This window comes from Pseudoalteromonas arctica, from assembly GCF_012927645.1.
Taxonomy (GTDB): domain Bacteria; phylum Pseudomonadota; class Gammaproteobacteria; order Enterobacterales; family Alteromonadaceae; genus Pseudoalteromonas; species Pseudoalteromonas arctica_A.
The window spans coordinates 83254-108613 of sequence record NZ_JABBMT010000003.1 but is presented as its reverse complement, the minus strand read 5'-3'; the positions used below and the strand labels follow the sequence as shown (position 1 = coordinate 108613).

The window sequence follows — 25360 nt, the reverse complement described above, 5'->3', positions numbered from 1 at the left end:
CTTGTTTTAAATCAAAGGTTAAACATACTCTCTAGTGCATTTTCAATAGATATGGGCATATGGCGTTTATCTAAAATTCGATCGTTTAGTTCTTCTTTGAGTAATTTTATTGTTGTGCAATAGCCTAAGCGCTCTGCAATTTCATCACATTCATTATTTAAAGCTGCTATATGATTTGCAAAATTTGCTTTGGTTTGTGCTTTACTGCGGCCATTAAATTTACGCCATACGAGTGAGTGAGGATCATTGCCTTCTTTTTGCTGACGGTGCTGTTTATTCAGTTCGACTATCTTATTTTGTAAAAGAGGAACTAAATTCGCTCGAGTTTCTTCGTCAAAGTCTACATCATCATCAAAATGAGTTATATAAAGCTGTAATAGTGTAAAACCATCTTTTGCTTTACGAGCATGACCTAGTAGCTGCATAAGTTCGTGCTTTTCAGCTTTTTTAGTTGGATCGGGTTCTTTGTCGGGGTGGAGTTTTGAGGCTAAACGCTTATACATTTTATTAAGCTGCGAGCTTTTAAATAGTTTCTCCAGTTTGGCATCTGTTTTTTGTTGTTTAATTTCGTCTCGGTCGAATTGGTCAAATTGGTCAAAAAAATCATCCCAATTTTCATCTTGGTCTGCATGCTCTTCGTTTGCATCACATGCGCCGTTATCACTTTGTTCATTTCCATCTTCGCCAAACCCTTGTTCATCAAGGTGTTTATAAAGTTTTTGGGGATCAACGGCTACTTCTCTCAAGTCTTCATCAGTCAACTCTAAACCCGGAAAGTCTTGCTGGAGCATAGTTCGTAGCAGGTTCAGCTGTGATGAATCAATTGCATTAACCGTATCATGATTATGTTTATTTAAGTGAGATTGAAAAATTTGTGTTACTTTTTCAACCTCTACTTCACCAATGAATGGGTGTCCAGCTAAATATGATAAATCTTCATTTATCCAATCTACAAGCTCATTGCGCTGCTCTGCGGTTAAACTCTTACGAGGTATAAATTTGCTCAAATGGATAATTTGCTCTGCTATCATACTCGCTTGGTGGTGTTCGTGCGGTTCAACTTGTTCTTGAAACTGATTGAATAAAGTACTTTTTTTAATATCAAAATTTGCGTTACGCTTAGTATGCTTATCTATTCGCTGCCATAATCGCTCTAACTCAGAGCTTGGCTTTGCTGTGGTTGGTTGTTTTACATTTTGTAAAAAAGTTGTCTTTGGTTGCATAACAGCCCATCTATCCATCTATAAAAAATATTTTCCCTTAGAATAACACGACAGCGATAAATATTTAAAAATGAATTTTCAGAATCATTCGCAAGTATTTACCGATACACTTTGTCACGATTTTTCACTTGGAGAGCGCTTCTCTCAATGATAATCTAAAGTTAGTCACGCTTATAAATACAGAAGTAACTGGGTGACTCGCCAATTTGGCAATAATTTAAGGAGAGTATTTATGGATCCGATCGCGCAAGTTCTCAACATGTTATTTACTGTTGAGGCGTTTTTACTCATTTTTGTTTTAGTGCTGCTAAAAAGTAGTGTTAAATTTGTACCACAAAACCGTGCTTGGTTAATTGAACGTTTTGGTAAGTACCAATCAACCAAAGAAGCCGGATTAAACTTTATCGTGCCATTTGTTGATCGTATCGCCGCGGATCGTAGCTTAAAAGAGCAAGCGCAAGATGTGCCGTCGCAATCTGCTATTACTAAAGATAATATTTCATTGATTGTTGATGGTGTATTGTATTTCCGTGTTATGGATCCATACAAAGCCACTTATGGCGTTGATGATTATGTGTTTGCCGTTACGCAGTTATCGCAAACAACGATGCGTTCAGAGCTTGGTAAAATGGAGCTGGATAAAACCTTTGAAGAACGTGATGTACTAAATACTAATATTGTCGCGGCAATTAACCAAGCCGCAGATCCTTGGGGTATTCAAGTATTACGTTATGAAATTAAAGATATTGTGCCACCGCAATCAGTAATGGAAGCGATGGAAGCACAAATGAAAGCTGAACGTGTTAAACGTGCACAAATTTTAGAATCAGAAGGTGATCGTCAAGCTAATATCAATGTCGCTGAAGGTAAAAAACAAGCGCAGGTATTAGCAGCAGAAGCTGAAAAAGCCGAACAAATCCTGCGTGCTGAAGGTGAAGCAAAGGCGATAATCGCAGTCGCTGAAGCACAAGCTGATGCACTGCGTAAAGTTGGTGAAGCGGCGGATACAGAACAAGGTCAAAAAGCCATTCAGTTAGATTTAGCCTCAAAAGCCATTGCAGCTAAGCAAGCTATCGCTAAAGAGTCCTCTGTTGTTTTACTACCCGATAACGGCACTAATGCCAGCTCAATGGTGGCACAAGCAATGTCGATTATTAATACCTTAAATTCCAAACAAAAAGGTTAAGCTATAAAGGAGCAAACTATGGAGTTCATTACCAACAACTTACCCCAAACACTGATGATTTTAGGTGTACTAGCACTGATAATTGAAGTGGCCGTGCTAGGAATGTCGACCTTTATATTGTTGTTTTTGGGTATATCATTATTTGCAACTGGATTAATGATGAACTTCACTCTGTTAGAAGACTCATTAACTACCGCACTTTGGAGTAATACCTTGATCACCGCCGCATGCGCTGTTTTACTGTGGAAACCGCTAAAACGCATGCAGGATAATGTTGATAATAAAGAAGTGAAAAGTGACTTTGCAGAGCTTGATTTTGTGCTCACTAGCGATGTTAATGAGTTAGGTATTAGTACTTATTCATATTCTGGGGTGAGCTGGAAACTAAAAAGCCAGCAACCTCTGAGCGCAGGCACTCATGTAAAAGTGGTAAAAAAAGAAGTCGGTGTTATGTGGGTTGCAGTAGTTTAACACAGCCCCCAAAGCTACACCTTTAACCTTTACAAGTACAACACCTAATTCAAAAGCTTTTTGTAATGTTTCTTCCAAAAATTATTATGATCTAGGGCCATAAACTTTTAAGTCACAACTCAATGATAAAATTGTATCACTTTTAGTGACAGTGCTGCAAGAGATAAATATTGCACGCTTTAACACTGTGATTGTGGTGTGAAAGTTTTGAACAATTTATAACCGCAGCTCAGTACCAATTAAAAAGTAATGGGACATAACTACGCTAGGATAAAAACACTATCAGCCAATGCCCTTAGCGGGTCGGTTCAAAACCATCATAGTGCGGGATATCGGCATTTATTTGCTCCCAATTCGCTTTTGAGCTGACAAAGTTATGACTAATTGGCCGCTCTGTAATATCACTGTCGAGTATACCCAGACGCAACCTTAGTCTGCTTATATCCTCAAGGTTTTCACTGTAAATTGGGCTGCCGCATGCACTACAAAAATAGCGGATACGCGCTGGTTTAAATTCAAATCTGCTTAACCACTCATTGCCTTTGGTTACTTTAAAGTCAACACGAGAGATAAATCCATTGGTCGCAAATGCAGTACCACTGGCTTTACGACACAATGAGCAGTGGCAATGAATAATGCCCTGGATCGGGCCATCAATTTGCACTGTGACTTTTTTACACAAACAACTTCCTTGGTACATACACTGCTCCAATTATTTTTTTAGAACATAACATATCTTCGTATTTCTACAACTAAAAAAAGCCGCCTTTGGAGAGGCGACTTTGGAGAATAACAGTCACGGGTGTATCAACTGTTAAATCAAGAGATTTTTAGCTAAAACATAATTATGCAGCTTCGGTGGTTTGTTCACTGTGACGAATTAAATAATCAAAAGCCCCTAAACTTGCTGTAGCGCCACTACCCATAGCGATGATGATTTGTTTAAATGGAGTATTTGTCGCATCACCTGCACCATAAACCCCCGGTAACGAGGTGGCCCCTTTAGCGTCCACTAAAATTTCACCAAATTGACTGAGTTCAAGCTCGCCACCTTTTAACCATTCGGTATTGGGTATTAAACCTATTTGAACGAAAATACCTGCAAGGGTAAGGCTTTGACTCTCACCTGACACACGGTCAGTGTAGTTCAAACCAGTCACTTTTTTCCCATCACCTAACACTGCTGTTGTCTGTGCATTTTTAATAATAGTGATGTTGCTTAAACTTTTCGCTTTACGAATAAGTACTTCGTCAGCACGTAAAGTATCCGCAAATTCAAGTACTGTTACATGCTCAACAATGTTTGCTAAGTCAATTGCCGCCTCAATGCCCGAGTTACCACCACCGATAACAGCAACCGGTTTACCTTTGAATAATGGGCCGTCACAATGCGGGCAATAAGCCACACCATGCCCGCGATACTGTTGCTCACCCGGTACGTTCATTTCACGCCAGCGTGCGCCTGTGGCAAGTACTAATGACTTCGCTTTAAGCATTGCACCATTTTCGAGAGTGATCTCATAACCATTATTAGCACGCTGAAGTCCGCTGGCTCGTTGGTTATGCATCACATCTACGTCGTATTCTTTAACATGTTCTTCAAGCTGCGCCACCAATTTTGGCCCTTGCGTGGCTTTAGTTGAGATAAAGTTTTCAATCGCTAAAGTATCAGCCACTTGCCCACCAAATCTATCAGCAACGATACCGGTGTTTAAACCTTTGCGCGCTGAATAAATAGCCGCCGATGCACCTGCAGGCCCACCGCCCACAACCAGTACATCAAACTCATCTTTTTCATTAAGAGCTGCAGCTTGGCGAACAGCCCCTTTAGCATCGACTTTATTTAAAATATCAGTCAAGTTAACCGCACCTTGGCTAAATGGTTCGCCATTTAAGTACACCGCAGGAACAGCTAAGATATTTCGCTGCTCTACTTCATCTTGAAATAATGCCCCATCAATCATCGTGGCTTTAATTTGGCTATTGGTGGCTGCCATTGTATTCAGTGCTTGTACAACCTGCGGGCAGGTTTGGCAACTCAAGCTAATATAAATTTCGAAATTAAGGGGTTGATCCAGTGATTGTATTTGTTCAATGTCTTCAGTCTTCGCTTTGCTTGCGTGGCCGCCTGTATGTAATAAGGCTAACACTAAACTTGTAAATTCATGTCCCATTGGTACACCTGCAAAAGTGATATGGGTATCTTTTTCAGTGGAATGAACAACCATAGAAGGACGGCGAGCGTCAATATCAGGGTTGTTCGATACAGTCAATTTATCGCTTAACGATGCTAGATCGTGAGCCAGGTTTTCAAGTTCTGTTGATTTTTTGCTGTCATCCAAGGCGATAAGCAGCTCAACAGGTTGAGTAAGCGATTCAAAATGGCTTTTTAATTGATTTTTAATATTGTTGTCTAACATGGTTCCGCCCTTGTGTTCAGCAAAAGGAAACCCATCACACGTGCTAATGTGCTTAAAAATGGTGTAATGGGTAACGTGATTTTAAGCGCGATTTAAGCCGCGCTTAATGTAGCTAAGCTACGCTTGGCAAATTAGATTTTGCCAACTAAATCCAGAGAAGGAGCAAGTGTTTCTGCACCTGGCTGCCAAGAAGCCGGACATACTTCACCATCATGAGTCGCAATGTATTGTGCAGCTTGAACTTTGCGAACTAGCTCTTTGGCGCTACGACCTATACCTAAATCATGTGTTTCAATGATTTTGATTTCACCCTCAGGGTTCATTACAAACGTACCACGCAGTGCTAGGCCTTCTTCTTCGATCATTACGCCAAAGTTACGTGTAATACGCCCTGTTGGGTCACCGATCATTGGGTAAGTAATTTTACCAATAGTGTCTGATGTATCGTGCCATGCTTTGTGAGTAAAGTGAGTATCAGTTGATACTGAGTAAACTTCTACACCCATTTCTTGTAATTGCGCGTAGTGATCCGCAACATCACCCAATTCCGTAGGACATACAAAGGTAAAATCAGCTGGGTAGAAAAAGAAAATAGACCATTTACCTAAAACATCTTGTTCTGATAGTTCAACAAAATCACCATTGTGGTAAGCCGTTGCATTGAAAGGTTGTAATTTAGTGTTAATTAATGAAGTGCTCATAGTATTCCTCATTTGTTTATTTAAAGTGTAAACAACGCAGACTGCTGCGTTGGCTTGAGTAATACAATAAGGCGTAAATTAAATTTAATAAAATTGATTATTTAGATTAATTTAATCGATTTTATTGACCATTGTGGTCATTGTCATCTGGACAGATAGCGCTAAAGCTTTTTTTGCGGCTAATGTTACAATGCTCACTGAAAAAATATCGCGAATACGTATATTTAGTTAATTTTGGGGTAAGCCATGAATAAATTCATCAATCATATCCAGTTAGGCTATTTAGGCTTATTGCCCTTTTTAGCATGTGTAGGTTGGCCGTTATTAGTCGGTAGTAATAACTTTAATATGCAGTTTTTTACTTTTTATAGTATTGCGATTTTGGCCTTTATAAGTGGTAACTTATGGCACGCTGGGCAACAAAGTTATCGCGATGCTGTTAAGGCTATACTACCTATTTTACCACTTGGCTTTTTAGCTTTTTTACCACAACACATAACCTTGGTTTGGTTAGCTGTTAGTTTTTGGCTGGTATTACTATTTGAAAAAACCAGCCCACAATGGCAAAGCTATCATGCTGATTATCAAAAAATGCGCTTTGTATTAACCTCAGTGGCGTTTGTTTGCCATATATTAGTAATAGGTATTAGTTTATACCCTAACTAACTCGCCCTTTAAAACGGATTAATGTACCATCCGTGCACTGCTTTTTGAGGAACTAAGATGATAGACCAATTGCGCCAACAACTTGATCAACTCGGTGAAAACTATGTGGAGAAAAGCGCTCATTTCAAAATTAAAGTGATCCCTTTTTTTTGTGCTATTCAAATCAAGAAAGATCATAAGCGTGAAGGCCGATTATCATTTTATTCAAACCAATGGCTTGAAATTGCACTTGTGGTACTCTTTTTACTGTTTGGCTTAATGCTCTTTGATGCTGACGCAGGCTTTACTCATGGCCCAATTCATATTGCGTTTGCAGTATTAATCACGTTTAATTTAATTATCAAACAAATCGCGATTGAAGGACTAAAAACTCGCTTAGCGTTTTTACGTTTAATTGATCATGACGCTAAAAAAACACCACTAGAATAATTGAATCAATGTATTTAAATCCTAATTGGCGGATCCTTACCGTTGGCGATGGCGACTTATCGTTTTCTCATGCTTTATTTACTGATATAAAGCCGGCCAAGTTAGTTGCTTCTACCTATGATAGTGCAGCCACGATTACCTTAAAATATGCTGATAACGCACTAAATGCACTGCGAGATCATCACATTACGGTACTTGATGATTTTAATGTAACGGATCCGCAAGCCTGGCAGCGCTTAAATGGCGAGCTATTTGATGTAGTGATTTTTCAATTTCCACTGATCCCTGCTTTTGTCGGGGAAAGCGCTTATCGTGAAAACACCCAAACAACCAGTATGAATACCCTCAACCGAGCTTTACTACACCAATATATTAAATACACGACCGAGCTTGCTCTCGATAGCAATGGACCAATGTTGTGCTACATCACTTCAAAAGATGTTAAGCCATATCGTGAGTGGAATATTGAAGGCAGCTTAAATTGTGGCTTAGCATCACGCTATATCGGCCAAATGCCATTTGATATCAGCTCTTTCTCTGGCTATAAAATCCGTAATGTTGATCGTGACAAACACGTAAAAGACACCAGTGGCACCACTTATGTATTCAGCCCAAAAGAAACGACTGAACTCCATAATCGATTAACTACACCCAGCTACTTAGCAGCTGATAGCTGCTCACTGTGCCGAGTAGGCCCATTTCAAGCCAGTGAAGATAAACAAAAACACCTTTTAGCTAAAAAGCATCAACAAATGTTAGGTTTTGAGGCCGACTGGCAAGCTTGGCTTGCACAATTCAACAATCAGGAGTGACCATGAATTTTGTAATCGTCGGCACCAATTTTATTAGCGATACTTTACTAGCAGCGGCTAAAACTGTCAGTGAGTTTTCATTATATGGCGTATGTTCGCGTGCCGAACAAAGCGGTCATGCATTTTTAGCTAAGCACGCTATAAAAAATGTAAAAGTATTTACGACTATTGAGCAAGTATGCAGCGATGACAGTGTAAACGCTGTATATATCGCAGCCCCCAATAGTTTGCATAAAAGCTATGCTGTCGCCTGCTTAAATGCAGGAAAACACGTGTTAGGTGAAAAACCTGCAGCAGCAAATAGTCAAGAGTTAGCCGCCATATTAATCGCGGCGAAACAAAATAATCGCCTCTATATGGAAGCGATGATGACCACCCACTTGCCTAACTTTGCCGTTTTACAACAAGCAATTACAAAGATTGGCATACCGCGAAAGTTTATAGGCCAGTACAGTCAATATTCATCTCGTTACGATAAATACAAAAATGGTGAATATCCGAATACGTTTTTACCTGAGTTTGCCAATGGTGCCTTGGTCGATTTAGGGATTTATCCGTTGTATATTTTAATTGCCCTTTGGGGAGCCCCTAATAGCATACAAGCCAGCGGTGTATTACTCGATACGGGTGTTGATGGTGCTGGTGATGTGTTACTCAATTATACTGATAAGCAAGCTGTGATCAGTTATTCAAAAATATCTCAAGGTGATAATTTTACAGAAATCCAAGGGGAACTGGGCCGTATTAGAATCGAAGCCGTTTCGTTATTAAAAAAGGTACGGTTTATTACTCATGATGGCAGTGTTGAAGAGTTATCACAGCCATTTGATGAACACTTTATGCGTCACGAAGTTGCCCATTTCATTTCAATCGCCAACGCAGGGCAACTCGAATCACCTATCAATAGCCATCAACTAAGTATCAACGTGATGGCTGTACTTGATAAAGCAAGACAGCAACTTGGCGTTATTTATCCAGCCGATCAGAAGCTTACAAAGTGATATTGTGCTTCACAACAACTCTTTATCGAAATAGTGTGACCTACATTTTCAGTAATATATGCAATAACTGACTACTAGATGACCTCAATCTTAATTGTTACAATTATTTTAATTATTTTCTTCATAAAATGTTTCGCTATAGTAAAAGTAATCTATATTTAACTTTAGAGTTATTTTTAATTGGTGTGTTGTGGAATTAACAAACAATTATAAATTCCATTTCATATAAATCATATTGTGGAGGTTTTTTTGACTATTAGATCAATGCTTAGAATTGTATTCGCTGCTGCGACAATTATAGCCGCGGGACTATTAGTAATTATTTTATTACTCAAACAGGGGTTATCACAAAGTGAAGTCGTCGCTCAACAACGTTACGATGTAAGTCATCTCGCTCGCTTAGCAGACACCAGCTCTACATTACTTACTAATTTAGCTCGACAACATGTGGTAACTCTTGACCCTTCATATAAGCAGGGATACAACCAACTAGTTGCACAAAGAAATGGAGAGCAACCATGGCTAGATGGTCGTTCACTTTCTTACGTTAAACGTTTACAAGAGTATCATATTGGTAGTGAGGATTTAGATTTTCTTACCAAATCTACCGAGTTATCTGTTAATTTAATAAAAACAGAGATGCAAGCCTTTAAATTGGTTGAACCTTTCATTGGTCTAAGTTCTACTGAGTTAAACAGCCAACAACAAATGCAATGGCTTAAAGCTGTTAATTTATTAACCGATGCTAATTACATCAACGAAGCTGAAAAAATAAAACAACCGGTGGTTGAATTTTTAAATTCAGTTAATCAAAAAAACTTAAGTCTTGTAAACGATAATAATAGTTATATAGAAAGTCTTAGCTACGTTAGCCTGTTTTTAGTTGCAGCGATCATTATTATTTTAATTATCTGCTATCTCCAACTAGAAAAACGCGTTATACGTACAACATCTCACTTGGTCAATGAAGCGCAGCGTATTGCTAGCGGTGACTTATCACGAAGCATTAAATTCACCGGTAACGATGAAATATCCATGCTTTCAGAAAGTTTTAACTCTATGGTTACTCGGTTATCTGAACTACTTTCGCAAATAAGTAAACAATCACACCAAGCACAGGTTTCGGCTACTGAACTCGATCAAATATCCCAACATGCCAGAAACCTTAACGATAAGCAAAGTCAAGCTATTGAAGTTATTTCAAGTTCTGTTTATGAAAACTCAACAGCGGTTAAAGAGGTATCACACAACTGTGTTAATGCTGCAAATAGCGCCAGAGAAGCGGATGAAAAAGCGCAGGAAAGCATTATCGCAGTGCGCCAAGGTATTCAGTCTGTAGAAGAAGTTGCACGTATTTTAAGTGAATCAATTACTCATTTAACTGAGCTTGAAAAGTCAGTAACTGAGGTCACAGCTATACTAAATGTTATTAGTAACATTGCTGAGCAAACTAATTTACTAGCGCTGAATGCAGCTATTGAGGCTGCCCGAGCCGGTGAACAAGGTAGAGGATTTGCTGTGGTGGCGGATGAAGTACGAACTTTAGCAAGTAGAACACAGCACTCAACAGTTGAAATTAAAAACAAAATAGAGAGCCTGCAAACAGCAAGCAATGCCGTGACTAACCGGATACGTAGTAGTGATAAAAGTGTTAAACAGGCGGTAACAAACTCCGAGAAAGTAGGTGAAATGTTAGAGGAGATAAGCCAGCAGGTTGCACTTATTTCAGATGTAAACCGTACCATAGCATCCGCTTCAGAAGAGCAAGCACAGGTCACTGAAGATATTGCAGAGCGTTTAACGCAAATCCAAGACTCCAGTTTGGAATCTCAGACGCAAACGCATCAAATTTCTACCTCTTCGAGTGAATTAGCTGAAGTTGCCAACAACCTCAATAGCGAAATAAGTAAGTTCAAGTTAACTTAAATATTAAACAGAACAGGTTGTATATAAATACAACCTGAATTCTTCTATTAAAAGCGATAAGTGACAGATGCACCTAAGGTTTGTGGGTTAACAATAGATACATAACCAGTTGGATAGCGCCCACTTGCTGGCTCTACTGAAGTATAAGCTTGTTCATCAAAGGCATTATTAATAAATGCACTAATTAACCAGTCCTCTGTGTCATAGCTAATTGTAGCGCGAGTCATAGTGTAACCTCCTGCAATGCGCTCTTCGGTGTTAGTAAGATCACCGTAATACTCATCGACATAATTTGCACTAACATTTATCTTAAAACTGTCTGTAAACCAATGAGACAGACCTAAACTGGCCGTAAATGAAGGGGCTGAATTAAGTTCGTTACCAATCGCGTCAGAATACGTTGTAGATGCGTCAATTTTTGTTTTTAACAATCCTAGACCAGCATGTAACTGCCATTGCTCACCTAACATACTATAAGCTTCAAGCTCTAAACCATAACTATGAGCATCATCGATATTAGTAATTCTACGATCTGAACTTAATGCCTGATAACCATCAAAGTTATTGTAAAATACATTTGCACTGATATTAATGTCGCCGTGATTTAGAACACTTCGCGCACCTACTTCATAGGTATTAACCGTCTCTTGCTCGTAGAAATAATATGCTTGCGCATTAAAATCAAGCGCCCCGCCACCCGAATTATAACCACGTCGGACACTGGCTGATAATGTGGTTTCATCGGTTGCTTTATACTGAATAGCTAACGTTGGTAATTTAATAGTATTAGAGTTATCCAACTGCTCAACTAGATTATCGTCACGAAAAGCCATATTAAAATTACGAACTTGTGTTTCACGCTCAATACGCAGCCCACCTGTTAGGGTGAATTTATTGGTCAGGTTAAAACTAGCTTCAGAATAAACGGCAATTGAGTCACTGCTATCATCACCAAAATAATCCGTGGCACCGGCGCTGTCAAAATCTTGTTCACGATCAAAGTAGGCTAAACCAATAAAACCTGAGTAAAAATCACTACTAAGACCAAAGTTTAATTTACCATCAATGGTAATATTTTTTTCATCCATAGTAACATCAGATTCTGCTGTTTCTAGCGGCTCATAAGCATCAAACGCCCAATGATAATCCATATATGCCACCAGCAGATCCACAGAGAAGTTCTCATCAATCTTATATTCAAAATCAATTTGTGTTGTGTCTGAGTCGGTATCCATTATACGTTGGAACAGAGGGATATAATCAGCTGGCTTGTCACCTTCATAATACTGACGACCAGAGTTTCCTTTTTCACTGTAATTTGAATAACTGAGTTGTATTGATAGATCATCAAATGGCGTATAAAGTAGTTTTGCTCGGGTGCTTGAGGTGTTTAATTTATTGAGATCGTGACCAGTCGGATTTGTTTCATAGACAGTTGGGTTGCTGTACGTTTCACCATCAACATATTGAGTCGACAACCTAAAAGCAAGTATATCTTCAACGAATGCACCAGAAACAACGGCTGCGGTATCAAGGTAACTATCTTGATTTCTATAGCCAACACGTACCGCACCTTCAAAGTCTTGGGTCGGTGCTTTGGTTGTCATATAAACGGCACCGGCAATACTGTTGCGACCATTACTTGTGGATTGTGGGCCCCTATATACTGCGATTTGTTCCATGTCCCATAAGCCGGTATCACCCGTTAGATCAGCAACAAATGGCTGACTTACACCATCTATTAGAGTTGAAACCCGTGCCTTTGAGCCACCGCTGAATGAATTAAACCCCGTTGCCCCTCCATTACCCGACACCCCACGCATATCAGGAACTGAGCCCGTTAACACCACGACATTGGCCATTTCTGTAAGCGCCTCAGAAACAGATGCTAACTGACCATTTTCTAATAATGACTTGTCAACAATCGCTACCGAGGTAATGGTATCTTTAAGCGATTTTGCTATTTTTTCACCGGTGACCACTATGGTGTCTATGGAGCCTCGCTTGGATTCATCATCATCAGCCAATGCTTGACCTTGAATAAATAAAAAAGAGCTAGCAATAAGAAATGAAAGTTTATTACGTTTAAATGAAGCCGCCACTGTTATTTCCTTTTATCAAACAGTTGTTAAATTGCGCGAAAAAAGTAGCATATCAATTGACTTATTGCAATTGAGTTTAGTTATCACTTAGAATGTCAATATCATTAACAACCAACCTAACTTATGTTACAACTTATCGCCATTGTTATTCTGTTTCTCGCAACGACATTGCTTTACTGCAGTAATCGTCATCAAAGGTTATTTAACAAACCAATTGCTAAGGGCTGGCGTCAACTGGCCTTTATTCTGTGCATTATCGCTATTGGTTTGGCATGTTATGCTTTCAGCCATGCCGCTGCGGTTTTCTTTATTATTTTAATACTTATGCTGGCTTTGATGATCATGCCTTTTATCAGTTTACTTAAACGTAAAGGAGCAAAGTAATGGCATCAGTACATAAAAGACAACCCACTTGGCTGGGAAAAAGCTTAGCGGGCTGTATTTTAGGATTAGCACTTGCTTATATTCTCATTGCCTTCTTTGCATGGTACGGCCCTGGCGGTATCGATGCTCGCGACAAAGTACAATTCAATATGTGGATGATACCTATTTTATGGTTAACCATTTTTAGCTTCACCTATTTATTTAATTCAGCAAAACAAGCGTGGTTAATACTCGGTGGCTTAAATCTTATTTTATATGGTGGATTTATAATAGTAAGAGGTGGGCTATGAGAGTCAGAGCAGATATTTTGCGAACCTACCAAGGTGTTCATACATGGACAGGGATCATCGCAGGTCTAGTACTCTTTATAGGATTTTACGCGGGTAGTTTAACCATGTTTAAGCATGAGCTCGCTGACTGGAGCAAACCGGTTAGTGCACCCGTGTTCACCCCAGAATCCCATAACTATCAAGCATTAATTGATCAAGCTATCGCACACTATTCAGCGCAAATGAGTCATGGTTTTTCTGTCGATCTTTTAACTGATAAAGCCCCTTTATCTTGGTATAGCCAAGGCACAGCAAGGGGAATGAAGCTTGATAATCAATTACAAACATTGTACTTAAATGCACAAAATGAACTTGTGATACAACAACAAAGTGAACATAAACTTGCTGATTTAATTGATTACCTTCATCGTACAGCTGGTTTTGCAGGTGAAATAGGTCATGATCAATCTGGCGTATACATACTCGGCCTTGCTGCAATATTATACTTTTTAGCCTTGGTATCTGGAGTCATTATTTTATTACCGACCCTAGTAAAAACATTTTTCGCGCTCCGCAAGGAAAAAGGAGCTAGCCGTTTTTGGCTTGATAGCCATAACTTAGTGGGAATTGTTAGTCTGCCATTTCATTTTATTATTGCTTTTACGGTGGTGATATTTGCTTTTCATGATTTAATTTATGGTGGTTTAACACAATTTTACGGCGATGAACCTCTGTTTCAACGCGGGACACCTGCTGCACAAAGTTACCATATAGATAAGTTACCAAGTCTTGAAAAACAGCTGTTAGCGGCAAAAAACTATGCACCAGGCTATGAGCCTATTCATATTTCCTTTAGTCGTTTAAATTCAGCAATGCCCTCTGCCGTATTAAAAATGAGTAATAATGCTGCGGTCGTTCGCGGCCCTGACACTGATTATTTATTTTTAAACCCCTATACACTTGAAATCGTTAATTCAAGCTATCCACAAGGCGAAGACAGTCAATGGGGCAATTTTGTAGCTAGCTTGTTTTCACTGCATTTTGGTACTTATGGTGGTGAATGGGGCCGCTGGGGTTATTTTGTGATGGGGTTATTTGGCGCCTTCTTATTTTATTCCGGTAACTTATTGTGGTTAGATAAACGTTTTAAAAAAGCGCCCAATAAGCGCAGCACGCGCTTTATGGCACATTTAACCATTGGTATCTGTTTAGGTTCAATGCTTGGCGTAGCGGCTACTTTATTGCTTGCTAAATGGAGCAATCTATATATAGAAAATGCCAATTACAGCTACTTATATAGTTATTATTTGGTCTTTTTTGCCTTTGTTGCTTATACCTTTTATAAAGGAACTCAGCCTGCCAGTTTTTGGGGGCTAATCGGATTAGTGATGTTATGTTCATCTATGGGGCTTTCGACCTTAATACACGCTGTACTCACCGAGGATTATTTTAAATATTACTCAAGCATTGCGGTTGATATCAGTGCCGCTGTTCTGGCCATAATATTTTACTTAAGTGCTAAAAAAGTAAAAGATAGGTCAACATATTACAGCGTAATTACCACATCATAACAAGCTATCTACATACCACTTTAATAAGGCGTAATAGACGTCTTATTAAAGTGAAAGCTTTTACCGCAAAAGCTTAGCCCCGCTCTCAAAAAGCGCGTAGAATCCCCGCCAATAACCTTTTGCACGACTATAAGGACTGTAATGCAACGCACAATTCCTCCTTTTTTGATTGCTGTTATTTGCGTATTACTTGCTATGGTAACTATTCAGTCAGGCGCTTCAATTGCTAAGCAACTGTTTCCAATAATTGGCCCAGAAGGGACAACGGCACTTCGTTTAGGTTTTTCAGCAACTATATTATGTTTAGTGTTTAAACCTTGGCGCGCATTTCCGCCACTTGGTCAACGTATGCCAATTTTTGTTTATGGTTTATGCTTGGGCGGAATGAACATTTTTTTTTACTACGCCATTGAGCGTATTCCATTGGGGATTGCAGTCGCACTTGAATTTACCGGACCGTTAGCGGTAGCACTGCTATCATCTCGACGAAAGCGAGATTTATTTTGGGTCGCCTGTGCTATATCGGGGATCGTAATGTTGCTCCCAGATATGAAAGGTGAGGAAAGTCTCGACCTACTGGGCGTGATTTTAGCACTGGGTGCTGGTGCATGTTGGGCTGGCTATATCTTATTTGGCAAAAAAACGGGTAATCAAAGCTCTGGCGGGATGACCGTTGCGCTTGGTATGAGTGTCGCAGCAATTATATTAGTGCCTTATGGTGCTATTTCTCAAGGCAGTGCACTACTAAACTGGGAAGTGATCCCTTTAGGCTTATTGGTTGCTATTATGTCAAGTGCCCTACCTTATACACTGGAAATGGTTGCACTGCGTAATATGCCTGCACAAGGGTTTAGTATTATGATGAGTTTAGAGCCCGCTATTGCGGCACTTGCTGGTTTTATAATTTTAGCCGAGTTATTAACTCTTTGGCAATGGTTAGCCATTCTTTTAGTGATCATTGCATCAGTTGGCAGTTCAATATCGACAAGTAAAGACAGCAACTAACAAACCAAAAAAGACGTAGAACAGAGCATAATATACCCAACAATTTTCAACGCACGGCTTAGGTATCAAGCTCTATTTATAAAATAAGGTCTCAATTGAGACCTTATTACTTAACCTAAGCGGGGGTTACTAAATGGTATGCATTAAAACTGCCACCCGAGCGATGCCCAATAACGGCGTCCGTCTTCGACATAGCCATATTCATCCTCAGTGATATCTTTATCAAAGAGGTTATAAATACCAAAGCCTAATTTTACGCTTTTAGTCAAAATATAATTACCACCTACATCGGCTAACGTGTAACTAGGTGCTATTAGGCTGCTTTGTGACGCTCCCTTGGTCGGTTGGCTTTCTTCACCACGGTAATGCACGCGTAACCAACCACTTAGGTGATCGCTTGGCTGCCAGTTTAACGATGTTTGCACTATGTGTTTAGGTAGCTGATTGAGTGGGCTGCCTTTATATTGTCCAGTTTTTTGCTCTGAATCGGTATAAGTGTAATTAGCACTTAAACCTAAGTCGCTGGTTAAGTCGTAAGAGACTGAAAATTCAAATCCTTGAGTTACGGCTTCATCAACATTTACATAGGTTGTCGGATCTGAACCAAACTGGTTTGGACCATCTGTGCATTTCGTAAGTGGGCAAGCAATTCGCGTGATTTTGTCATCAAACTCATTATAAAACACAGTACTTGAGATAGTGTAATCACCACGTGGATCGTAATAAATACCCACTTCATAATTCAATGACTTTTCAGGGCTAAGATCTGGGTTACCATAAATATTCCCGCCTCGGCTTACTTGCCCCCAGTCTGCATTTGATTGACGAATATTAGGCGCTCTAAAGCCCGTTGAAATACCGCCTTTGATAGTGATAGCCTCAGATGCGCTATAAACGCCATATAAACGCGGGCTCCAATGACCTGAAAAATTATCGTCGTGGTCGTAACGTAAACCTGTAGTGAGCTTAAATTTGTCGCTAGTGCTCCACTCATCCTCAGCAAATACTGACCATTGTTTATTTTCCACATGAGTTAATTCGCTGATCCTATTACTCGTGTAATCATCAAGTACTTCTTTTAAATAGGCTGCGCCAAGCGTGGCGTTGTGACCAGCAAAAATCGGTAAACTCCAGCTGGTTTGGGCATCGGTGTTTTCAACAAACATTTCACGAGAAGTATTATCGTACTTATCGTACTTTATATAGCTGCGCGAGTTACCAAAATTATAATAACCGTTATGGGTTAACGAGTAAGTTTGTTGCTCATACTCTGTAGTTGATGATTCTGGGCAACCTCTTCGGCCACAGCTTTCACCCGGCGCCAATGGTTCAACTGTTTTACCCAATGTGTTTTCAAGTTTTTGCTGTGCGCTACCAACCTCTAGCATTATTTCGTGATTATCGCTTGGCGTTAAAATAAACTTCGCTTTAAGATTACTTTGCTCTTTGCCCCTAAAGCCTGAAGTAAAGTTATCTTCATCACGTTTAGAAAACTGCCCATATAATTGCACACCTAATAATTCAGGAACAAGTCCACCCGCTGCGAAAAAGCTGCCTTGATTAGTATTACCTGAGTCGTTACTTTCCTGAACCGTACTGTCTAAACGCAGCTCGCCATACCACTGCTGGGGTGTTTTTCGAGTAATAATGTTTATCACCCCACCAATAGCATCTGAACCATACAAGGACGACATAGGTCCTCGTATCACTTCAATGCGTTCAATTGCAGAGATTGGCGGTGTCCATGCACCTTCAACGCCGGGTCCATCACTGTTTGGCCGAGTTTCACGTGATGATTGTCGCTGGCCATCAACTAAAATTAATGTGTATTGGCTAGCCATGCCTCGCAAGCTTATATCTTTACGATCCCCACCGCCGGTAACAACAACCCCTGGGACATCGGTCATTGCATCGGTCAAGTCACGATAAAAGCGTTTTTCCAGATCTGCCCGATCAATCACACTAATGCTTGCTGGCGCGTCCTTTAACATTTGCTCATAGCCTGAAGCAGATACCACGATAACTTCCATATCTTGTTTCGTTTCATCTGCAAATACTGTTGGGCTGGATAAACTAAGTGCGGTTAAAATAGCGCTAGTTAACGGTATTAACTTACAACTTACCGTATTCATGATTTTTCTCCGTGACAAATACAATTTAAATGATAATAATTAGTGTTTGCATGGTAGTGAGATGTTCCCACTCCTACAATGTATATTTTCTTAAAACAGCATTAAGTAAGACTTAACTAAATGAATACAAAATTACTTCGCGCATTAACTGTATTTGTGCGTATTGTTGAAACAGGTAGTATGAGTAAAGCAGCAGCAGATCTTGCTATGACCACATCAGCAATTAGCCAGCAAATCAAACAAATAGAACTTGATGTTAAACTGAGCTTATTTAATCGCAGTCCACGAGAACTAACACTCACCGAGGCTGGCGAGATTTATTATCAAAGCTGTGTAACAATCCTTACAGCTGCAAAACAAGTCGGTGAAAAGCTACAATTTTTACAAAACACCCCTAGTGGTCAATTAAAGTTAGTAGCACCGGTTGGATTTGGTGGCGGAATATTAAGCAAACCTCTAAAAAAATTAACCAGCCAATACCCTAATTTTGATGTGCAACTGACTTTATCTGACGAACCACTTGATATGATAAAATCGGGCGCTGATTTGGCTATAGCGATTGGTCCGCTGGATGATTCAAGCTTAGTTGCTCGGCCTTTAGCCAAGTGGCCACTCGTATTATGTGTGCATAAAAGTCACCCATTGGCTGAGCATTGCACTGTGTCGCCTTCGCAGTTAAATCATCATACCCGTATTTCACATTACAGTGCAGATCACCCACTAACGCATACTGTAAACAGCCAAAAAATGGCTCTCCCAAAACCACGTATTGTGGTTAATAATATGCACAGTATTATTCAATTAGTGTGTGATGGCGTTGGTTATGCAATTTTGCCAAAGCCAGAAGTGCAATCATTATTGCTAAAAGGAGAACTTGTTAAGTTATGCACTGACTGGCAACTACCAACCTACAGTGTGTATGCGATCACCCCGGCAAGAGACATTTTGGCGGGTAAAACCAAAGTGGCTATCGAAATTTTAAAACAGCACTGTGATGAAATCTCAGATTCATTAAAGCAGCCTCTATAAATGAATTTATACTACCGTAAGTGGTTACTCAAAAGCCTTAACGATACATTTTAATAAACCGCCTTACGCAATCTTCAATATATGCTGCTGGCGGTACATCATTAATTTTTGCGTGCCCGAGTGCATGACGTAGTTTCCAAATTTGCGTATCGATACTTTTTCTGAGCGTATTGATGTCACCATCGATAACTTTAGCCGGTGGTATTGCCTTAATTGGTTCATACCTGATTTCACACTCTTTAGTGGTGGTATTTGCAGGGCAATTTATCAATAACGAACAGCGTACTGGTATCTTTTATCAAGGTATACTATACGTACACCTAAACTCAGTAAACGCTTTGAATTTATTCTGTTACAGAAGGTTCAGTATTTGCTTGAGCATCGCTTGCAGGAGCTTCGTCACTTAACAAGTACTTATCCAGCCATTGCTCTTGCTCCCATAAAACATGTAATAAGCTTTTACGGGCACGATAACCATGGGCTTCGTAAGGTAGCATCACTAAACGCACTTCTTTACCTAAACCTTTGAGCGCCGCGTACATACGTTCACTTTGCATTGGGAAGGTGCCGTGAGATTAAGGGTGGGTCTTCTTTCTCATGTAATTAAATTAACAAGCGCGGCATAAACCGCACTTTCAATTTATTCTGTTACAGAAGGTTCAGTATTTGCTTGAGCATCGCTTGCAGGAGCTTCGTCACTTAACAAGTACTTATCCAGCCATTGCTCTTGCTCCCATAAAACATGCAATAAGCTTTTACGGGCACGATAACCATGGGCTTCGTAAGGTAGCATCACTAAACGCGCTTCTTTACCTAAACCTTTGAGCGCCGCGTACATACGTTCACTTTGCATTGGGAAGGTGCCAGAATTCGGATCTTCTTGGCCGTGGATCATTAACATCGGCTCGTTAATTTTTTCAGCATGAAAAAACGGTGACATATTGGCGTATACATCCTGTGCTTGCCAAAAATCACGTTCTTCTCCTTGAAACCCAAACGGTGTCAAGGTTCTGTTATAGGCACCACTGCGGGCAATACCGGTTTTGAATAAATCACTGTGAGCTAATAAGTTTGCAACCATAAAGGCGCCATATGAGTGACCCGCAATAGCAATTTTATCTTTATCTGCAATGCCTTTTTCAACCAACACATCAACTGCCGCTTTAGCGCTGGCAACTAACTGCTTTCTAAATAAATCATTTGGTTCTTTAGCATCCACACCGACGATTGGCATCTTCGGATCATCAAATACAGCAATCCCTTTCGCGAGGTAAGGCATTGGCCCCCAATAACCTATATAGGTAAATTCGTACGGCGATTCACGCACTTGCGATGCAACTGCTTTATCTTTATATTCAAGTGGATATGCCCACATTAATACAGGTAATGGACCTTGCGTTTTATCGTAACCTGAAGGTAAATAGAGTGTACCAGAAAGTTCAACACCGTCATCACGTTGATAACGTAGAAGTTCTTTAGTCACTCCTTTAAACGCCGGGTAAGGGTGCGCAAAGGTAGTGAGCTGAGTCAGAGTGTCGGCATCTAAATCACGAATAAAGAAGTTAGGTTGTTCTGTCTTCGATTCACGAATAGTAATTAATCGCTCACCTTCATCATCAAGCATGGCACTAACTCGCTCGTAATACGGCGCTTTTGATTGCCATAACCGCTTGGTTGTATTGGTTTTAATATCGTACTGATCTAAAAACGGCACATTTCCTTGCTCTGACGCACCATCACCACGCAAAAATATATAACGTCCACCAACCACTTTAATAACGTTTACACCAAGATCATTTCGCTCATAAATAGCGTCGCCCGGATCTTTATAGGCATCGTTATAGCTACGCTGTGAAAATAATACGCGGTTATTATCCGCATCGCGTGGTTGGATCACATAGGTACGTAACTGACGATCACTAAAACGCCACTCGGTTAAAATCGCAACATTTTCATTCGCCCACTCAATGCCTGAAAAACGCCATTCTAGTTTAGCAAATAGTTTTGGTTCACGTTTAAAAGGCGAGCGCAAGCTATATAAATGATCATGATACGGCACATCGGTTTTCATATCGCCGCCATCTTGCGCCTGCGCCCAAATGATCTCAGCACCTTGGTCATCACGCCATTGAAAATCACGACGACCCGTTCGCACACTGTCATAACCTTGTGGAATGTTGTCGGCCAGTGGCTGTTTAGACAATTGCGCTAACGTATAACCACGCATGCCAAGCACCTGCCACGTGGTCGCAAAGCGGCTATAGGGTACTTGATACGAAAATGGTTCGTCGATAGTGGCTACTAAAATATTGGTTGAATCAGGCGAAATCGAAAATGATTTTAATAATGCTGGTTTGCCAATCGGTAATGCAACACCGCTTAGGGGAATATAAGTTAGTTGACCTTGGCCGTAAAACTTAAACTGCAACTCATCAAATGGGCTGGTTAATAAATTTTGGTAAGTCCGTGCTGGCGCTTTTTGACCGCTACTTTGTTGAATAACCGGCACAACACTATTTGCATCACTAACTAATTTAGGCTTACCAAGGTTAACCGCTTGGTTAGCAACAATTGCCGTGCTATCTGGTAACCATTGATAAGGGGTCGCTGTGAGCACTGAATTAAGAGCCACAGTTGACAACTGACGTGCTTGTTTAGTTTCGCCGTTATACACCCACAATTGCGCTTGAGTTGGTTGCTCCACAATAAACGCTAAATATTCGCTATTACTTGACCATTTAGGTGAGCGGATCATCCCTTGAGGTAAGTTATCAACAGTGATCACAGCCCCCGTTGCAATGTGCTTTAGTTGCAGAGTACTAAATTTGGTGCGAGGACGTGAGCGTGAAAAGTTTGCCGGGTTTAACTTTATACCCGCCAATTTCAATTCTTCTTTTGCTAAATCATCTAATGTTTCAACACGTTTACGCTCAAACAGCGCTAACCATTGACCATCAGCTGATAGATAGCTACTCGGTGCTAATTTAGCATCAACCAGTGCGGCTAAATCACTTGATGGGGTTTGATAGCCTTGTGCAGCAAGTGCCGAACCTGAAACACTTACACTCAGCATTAATGCTAATAACAGCCTGATGCCTTTCATAGTTTACCCTCGTTCTTCATTATTAATGGCTGTATCTAAACATGTTTTGCAATATTCATAAAGTTTTTGCGATGCTAGGTTTAATAACGCCGATAGATGACTTATTCGCTCAAACTACGTTAAACTGACGCCTTAGTTCAAGCAATTGCTAACGTATACATTAAAATGAAAACAAAAACCGATAAAATAACTATTTTTGACGTTGCCAGAGAAGCACAAGTTTCTAAGTCAACGGTGTCGTCAGTGTTTACACACAGTGACAAAATCAGTGATAAAAGCAAAGCAAAAGTATTAGTTATTGGCTATGTGTGGCCTGAGCCAAATTCATCTGCTGCGGGCACCCATATGATGTCGCTGTTAAATGCATTTAGAGCACAAACTTGGCAGGTTGAATTTGCCAGCCCAGCACATAAAACCGAGCATATGGTGAACCTTGATGACTACGGGATCAGTAGTGCAACTATTGCCCTTAATTGTGCAAGTTTCGATGAATATATTATCAACTACGCGCCTGATATCGTCATGTTTGACCGTTTTATGATGGAAGAACAGTTTGGCTGGCGAGTAGATAAACACTGCCCTAGTGCATTAAAAATCCTTGATACTGAAGATTTACAATGCTTACGTAATGCGCGCCATGAAGCACATAAAGGCAACCGAGCATTTAATCATAGTGATTTACACTCCGACATCGCCAAGCGAGAAGTAGCCGCTATTTTACGTTGTGATTTAAGTTTAATTATCTCAAGTTTTGAAATGCAATTACTTGCTGATGTATTTAAAGTCGATAGCAACTTATTGCATCATCTGCCTTTTATGGTCGATTTAGCTGCGCTGCCAGTACAGACAAAATCATTTGAGCAACGCCAACACTTTATGACCATAGGTAATTTTCGCCATGCCCCAAACTGGGATGCTGTATTGTACTTACAACAAATTTGGCCGCTCATTCGTAAACAATTACCGCAGGCTGAGTTACATATTTATGGCTCTTACCCACCGCCAAAAGCAACAGCCTTAAATAATCCTAAAACTGGCTTTTTCATAAAAGGCTGGGCAGATAATGCCTATAAAGTAATGGAAGATGCGCGTGTGTGTTTATCACCTCTGCGTTTTGGTGCTGGCATTAAAGGAAAGCTGTTAGAGGCGATGATCATGCAAACTCCGAGTGTAACAACTTCTATAGGAAGCGAAGGTATGCATGAAGATTTACCTTGGAGTGGTATGGTTGAAAATGAACCACTGCAATTTGCCGATGCCGCTGTGGCTCTGTATCAAAATAAAAGTTTATTTACGCAGGCACAAACAGCCGGTAATACGATATTAAAAACGCACTACGACAAACAGCTTTTATCTAATAACTTAATCATCAAAATTCAATCAATTAAAGAGCAATTGCAAGCTCACCGCGAAGCAAATTTTACAGGCCAAATGCTCAAACACCACACAATGCGCAGCACTCAATATATGGCGCAGTGGATTGAGGCTAAAAACAGATAAAAAAAGCTAGACAGGCGGTGATTAGTGTTTAAAATTCCTGCCAAACTAGGTAGGCAAATTTAGATGTATTGTCTATATTTTTTAACTGAATAATTTAAATTTTGGTTCAATACAAATTTGAAAACCGCAACGTTCACAGAAAAGCGCAAATTTATCGTTAAACTGGGTAAGATGCTTCATAAATATGGCACCCCAGCTTACCGACTCGAAGCCCACTTAATGGAAGTGGCGACTTACCTTGATCTTAAATCGTCATTTGTCATGTCACCCACTTCCGTTACTTTTGTAATTTGGACAGATGGCCATGAAGATGAATATACTCATGTTGCCCGTGTTGATCCTGGCGATCACGATTTAGGCTCGTTAGCCGATACCGATGATCTGGTTAATAAAATGCTCAATGGCGAACTCACGCTACAAGAAGTTGACGTTCAACTCGATGCCATTTTTATTATGCCAAATCCGTATAACCGCTTTACCACAGGGATTGCCTTTGCCACCTCTGGCGGCGCATTTGCAATGCTAATGGGCACCAGCTGGAATGACGTGTTTTGGTCAGCACTACTGACCTCTGTCGTCTACTTGTTTGTACTGTGGTCAGCACGTTCAAAACGCGTGGGACACATGTTAGAGCCATTAGTGGCAATAGTGTCGGCTATTTTGGCCTGCGCTGTGAGCATGCATTTAGATGTCGGGATCAATATTCGTTTAGTGGTTTTGTCTGCGATAATTGTGTTTATACCCGGGCTTGCATTAGCGCTGGGTCTAGCAGAACTTGCAGCGCGGCATTTAGTTTCCGGCACAGCCCGTGTGATGGATGCTTTTATGCTGTTGTTTAAACTGTATTTTGGTGCTTTCATTGGTATTGCTATCGGTTTTGCACTATTTGGCCAAGCCGATTTCGTACAGCCTGAGCCATTACCAAAATGGACGGCTTGGTTGGCAATATTTTTACTCTGTAGCAGCTTAGTCGTTATTTTCAGAACCAAACTAAAACATGCTACATGGTCTATCGCCTCAGGCTTTATCGCTTATGGTAGCAGTATTGGCTCTGCGATGTATTTGGATTACACCTTAGGAACATTTGTAGGTGCATTTGCGGTGGGTGTATTTAGTAACCTATTTAACCGCGTAGCAAACGCTCCCGCTTCAATTGTTGCCATGCAAGGCTTGATTGTATTAGTGCCAGGTAGCAAAACCTACATAGGTTTAAACTCATTAATTGAAGGGCAAGACTTTATATATGCCGATCACATCGGTCAACAAACCTTCCTAATATTTATGTCACTCGTGGCTGGATTAATATTTGCCAACGTTGCACTCCCACCGAAAAAGAGTTTATAAAGCGATTAAGCGCCTAGGCTGCTAGGCGCTTAATTTAAAAGTAAACATAAACGTATCACCTCTTAGTTGCTTCCCTATCGTGAGGC

General features: G+C 40.2%; 21 protein-coding genes and 1 pseudogene. 14 read left to right on the top strand and 8 right to left on the bottom strand.

The window, feature by feature from the left end:
- Positions 1-11: 11 nt before the first annotated feature.
- Positions 12-1223, bottom strand: coding sequence for a J domain-containing protein (locus tag HHO47_RS03235; RefSeq protein WP_169018851.1), 1212 nt, complete (start codon positions 1221-1223; stop codon positions 12-14).
- 232 nt (positions 1224-1455) lie between these two features.
- Between HHO47_RS03235 and HHO47_RS03230 the strand changes: the two genes are divergently transcribed.
- Both HHO47_RS03230 and HHO47_RS03225 read left to right on the top strand, forming a co-directional pair.
- On the top strand, positions 1456-2409 hold the full coding sequence (locus HHO47_RS03230; RefSeq protein WP_169018849.1) for an SPFH domain-containing protein: 954 nt from the start codon (positions 1456-1458) through the stop codon (positions 2407-2409).
- Between the two features lie 18 nt (positions 2410-2427).
- Positions 2428-2880: an NfeD family protein gene (locus HHO47_RS03225; protein ID WP_169018847.1), complete on the top strand. Its 453-nt coding sequence runs from the start codon at positions 2428-2430 to the stop codon at positions 2878-2880.
- A gap of 295 nt (positions 2881-3175) precedes the next feature.
- Here HHO47_RS03225 and HHO47_RS03220 read toward each other — a convergent pair whose 3' ends face one another.
- The 3 genes from HHO47_RS03220 to ahpC all read right to left on the bottom strand — a co-directional run bounded on the left by HHO47_RS03220 (position 3176) and on the right by ahpC (position 6001).
- Entirely contained in the window at positions 3176-3580 is a 405-nt protein-coding gene (locus HHO47_RS03220) for a GFA family protein (RefSeq protein ID WP_169018845.1), read from the bottom strand.
- Between the two features lie 145 nt (positions 3581-3725).
- Positions 3726-5300, bottom strand: coding sequence for an alkyl hydroperoxide reductase subunit F (gene ahpF / locus HHO47_RS03215; RefSeq protein WP_169018843.1), 1575 nt, complete (start codon positions 5298-5300; stop codon positions 3726-3728).
- A gap of 131 nt (positions 5301-5431) precedes the next feature.
- Positions 5432-6001, bottom strand: a complete 570-nt coding sequence (ahpC, locus tag HHO47_RS03210) for an alkyl hydroperoxide reductase subunit C (RefSeq protein WP_169018841.1) — start codon at positions 5999-6001, stop codon at positions 5432-5434.
- Between the two features lie 246 nt (positions 6002-6247).
- Here ahpC and HHO47_RS03205 point away from each other — a divergent pair, with 246 nt between their 5' ends.
- From HHO47_RS03205 to HHO47_RS03185, 5 genes are all read left to right on the top strand, one after another.
- Positions 6248-6667: a DUF3429 domain-containing protein gene (locus HHO47_RS03205; RefSeq protein ID WP_169018839.1), complete on the top strand. Its 420-nt coding sequence runs from the start codon at positions 6248-6250 to the stop codon at positions 6665-6667.
- 57 nt (positions 6668-6724) lie between these two features.
- Positions 6725-7096 carry a hypothetical protein gene (locus tag HHO47_RS03200; protein WP_169018837.1) on the top strand — a complete coding sequence of 124 codons (372 nt, stop codon included), beginning with the start codon at positions 6725-6727 and terminating at the stop codon, positions 7094-7096.
- Positions 7097-7104: 8 nt separating this feature from the next.
- Positions 7105-7908: a class I SAM-dependent methyltransferase gene (locus tag HHO47_RS03195; protein WP_169018836.1), complete on the top strand. Its 804-nt coding sequence runs from the start codon at positions 7105-7107 to the stop codon at positions 7906-7908.
- Between the two features lie 2 nt (positions 7909-7910).
- On the top strand, positions 7911-8909 hold the full coding sequence (locus HHO47_RS03190) for a Gfo/Idh/MocA family protein (protein ID WP_169018834.1): 999 nt from the start codon (positions 7911-7913) through the stop codon (positions 8907-8909).
- A gap of 249 nt (positions 8910-9158) precedes the next feature.
- Complete coding sequence (locus HHO47_RS03185) at positions 9159-10835, top strand: methyl-accepting chemotaxis protein (protein WP_169018832.1); 1677 nt, start codon at positions 9159-9161, stop codon at positions 10833-10835.
- Positions 10836-10882: 47 nt separating this feature from the next.
- Here the strand turns inward: HHO47_RS03185 and HHO47_RS03180 are convergent, their stop codons facing one another.
- A complete protein-coding gene (locus HHO47_RS03180; RefSeq protein ID WP_169018830.1) occupies positions 10883-12937 on the bottom strand; it encodes a TonB-dependent receptor domain-containing protein in 2055 nt (684 codons plus the stop codon).
- Positions 12938-13060: 123 nt separating this feature from the next.
- Between HHO47_RS03180 and HHO47_RS03175 the strand changes: the two genes are divergently transcribed.
- From HHO47_RS03175 to HHO47_RS03160, 4 genes are all read left to right on the top strand, one after another.
- Positions 13061-13321, top strand: coding sequence for a hypothetical protein (locus HHO47_RS03175; RefSeq protein WP_169018828.1), 261 nt, complete (start codon positions 13061-13063; stop codon positions 13319-13321).
- On the top strand, positions 13321-13611 hold the full coding sequence (locus HHO47_RS03170; protein ID WP_169018826.1) for a hypothetical protein: 291 nt from the start codon (positions 13321-13323) through the stop codon (positions 13609-13611). Before HHO47_RS03175 ends, HHO47_RS03170 begins: the two co-directional genes overlap by 1 nt.
- Positions 13608-15161 (top strand): PepSY-associated TM helix domain-containing protein, encoded by a 1554-nt coding sequence (locus HHO47_RS03165; protein ID WP_169018824.1) that lies wholly within the window; start codon positions 13608-13610, stop codon positions 15159-15161. Before HHO47_RS03170 ends, HHO47_RS03165 begins: the two co-directional genes overlap by 4 nt.
- Positions 15162-15302: 141 nt before the next feature.
- Positions 15303-16166 (top strand): EamA family transporter, encoded by an 864-nt coding sequence (locus HHO47_RS03160; RefSeq protein ID WP_169018822.1) that lies wholly within the window; start codon positions 15303-15305, stop codon positions 16164-16166.
- 143 nt (positions 16167-16309) lie between these two features.
- Here the strand turns inward: HHO47_RS03160 and HHO47_RS03155 are convergent, their stop codons facing one another.
- Positions 16310-18298, bottom strand: a complete 1989-nt coding sequence (locus HHO47_RS03155) for a ligand-gated channel protein (RefSeq protein ID WP_169018820.1) — start codon at positions 18296-18298, stop codon at positions 16310-16312.
- 120 nt (positions 18299-18418) lie between these two features.
- On the opposite strand from HHO47_RS03155, the gene HHO47_RS03150 reads away from it, so the two are divergent.
- Positions 18419-19327, top strand: a complete 909-nt coding sequence (locus HHO47_RS03150) for a LysR family transcriptional regulator (protein ID WP_169018818.1) — start codon at positions 18419-18421, stop codon at positions 19325-19327.
- 344 nt (positions 19328-19671) lie between these two features.
- Here the strand turns inward: HHO47_RS03150 and HHO47_RS03145 are convergent.
- Positions 19672-19896 (bottom strand): annotated as a pseudogene (locus tag HHO47_RS03145) (alpha/beta hydrolase family protein); the annotation flags it as partial.
- Positions 19897-19967: 71 nt separating this feature from the next.
- Entirely contained in the window at positions 19968-22430 is a 2463-nt protein-coding gene (locus tag HHO47_RS03140; RefSeq protein WP_169018814.1) for a S9 family peptidase, read from the bottom strand.
- A 165-nt stretch (positions 22431-22595) separates the two neighbouring features.
- Here HHO47_RS03140 and HHO47_RS03135 point away from each other — a divergent pair, with 165 nt between their 5' ends.
- The gene (locus HHO47_RS03135; RefSeq protein ID WP_169018812.1) at positions 22596-23930 is read left to right on the top strand and encodes a glycosyltransferase; all 1335 of its coding nucleotides are present in this window, start codon (positions 22596-22598) and stop codon (positions 23928-23930) included.
- A gap of 117 nt (positions 23931-24047) precedes the next feature.
- Positions 24048-25274, top strand: a complete 1227-nt coding sequence (locus HHO47_RS03130; RefSeq protein ID WP_169018810.1) for a threonine/serine ThrE exporter family protein — start codon at positions 24048-24050, stop codon at positions 25272-25274.
- Positions 25275-25360: the final 86 nt, after the last annotated feature.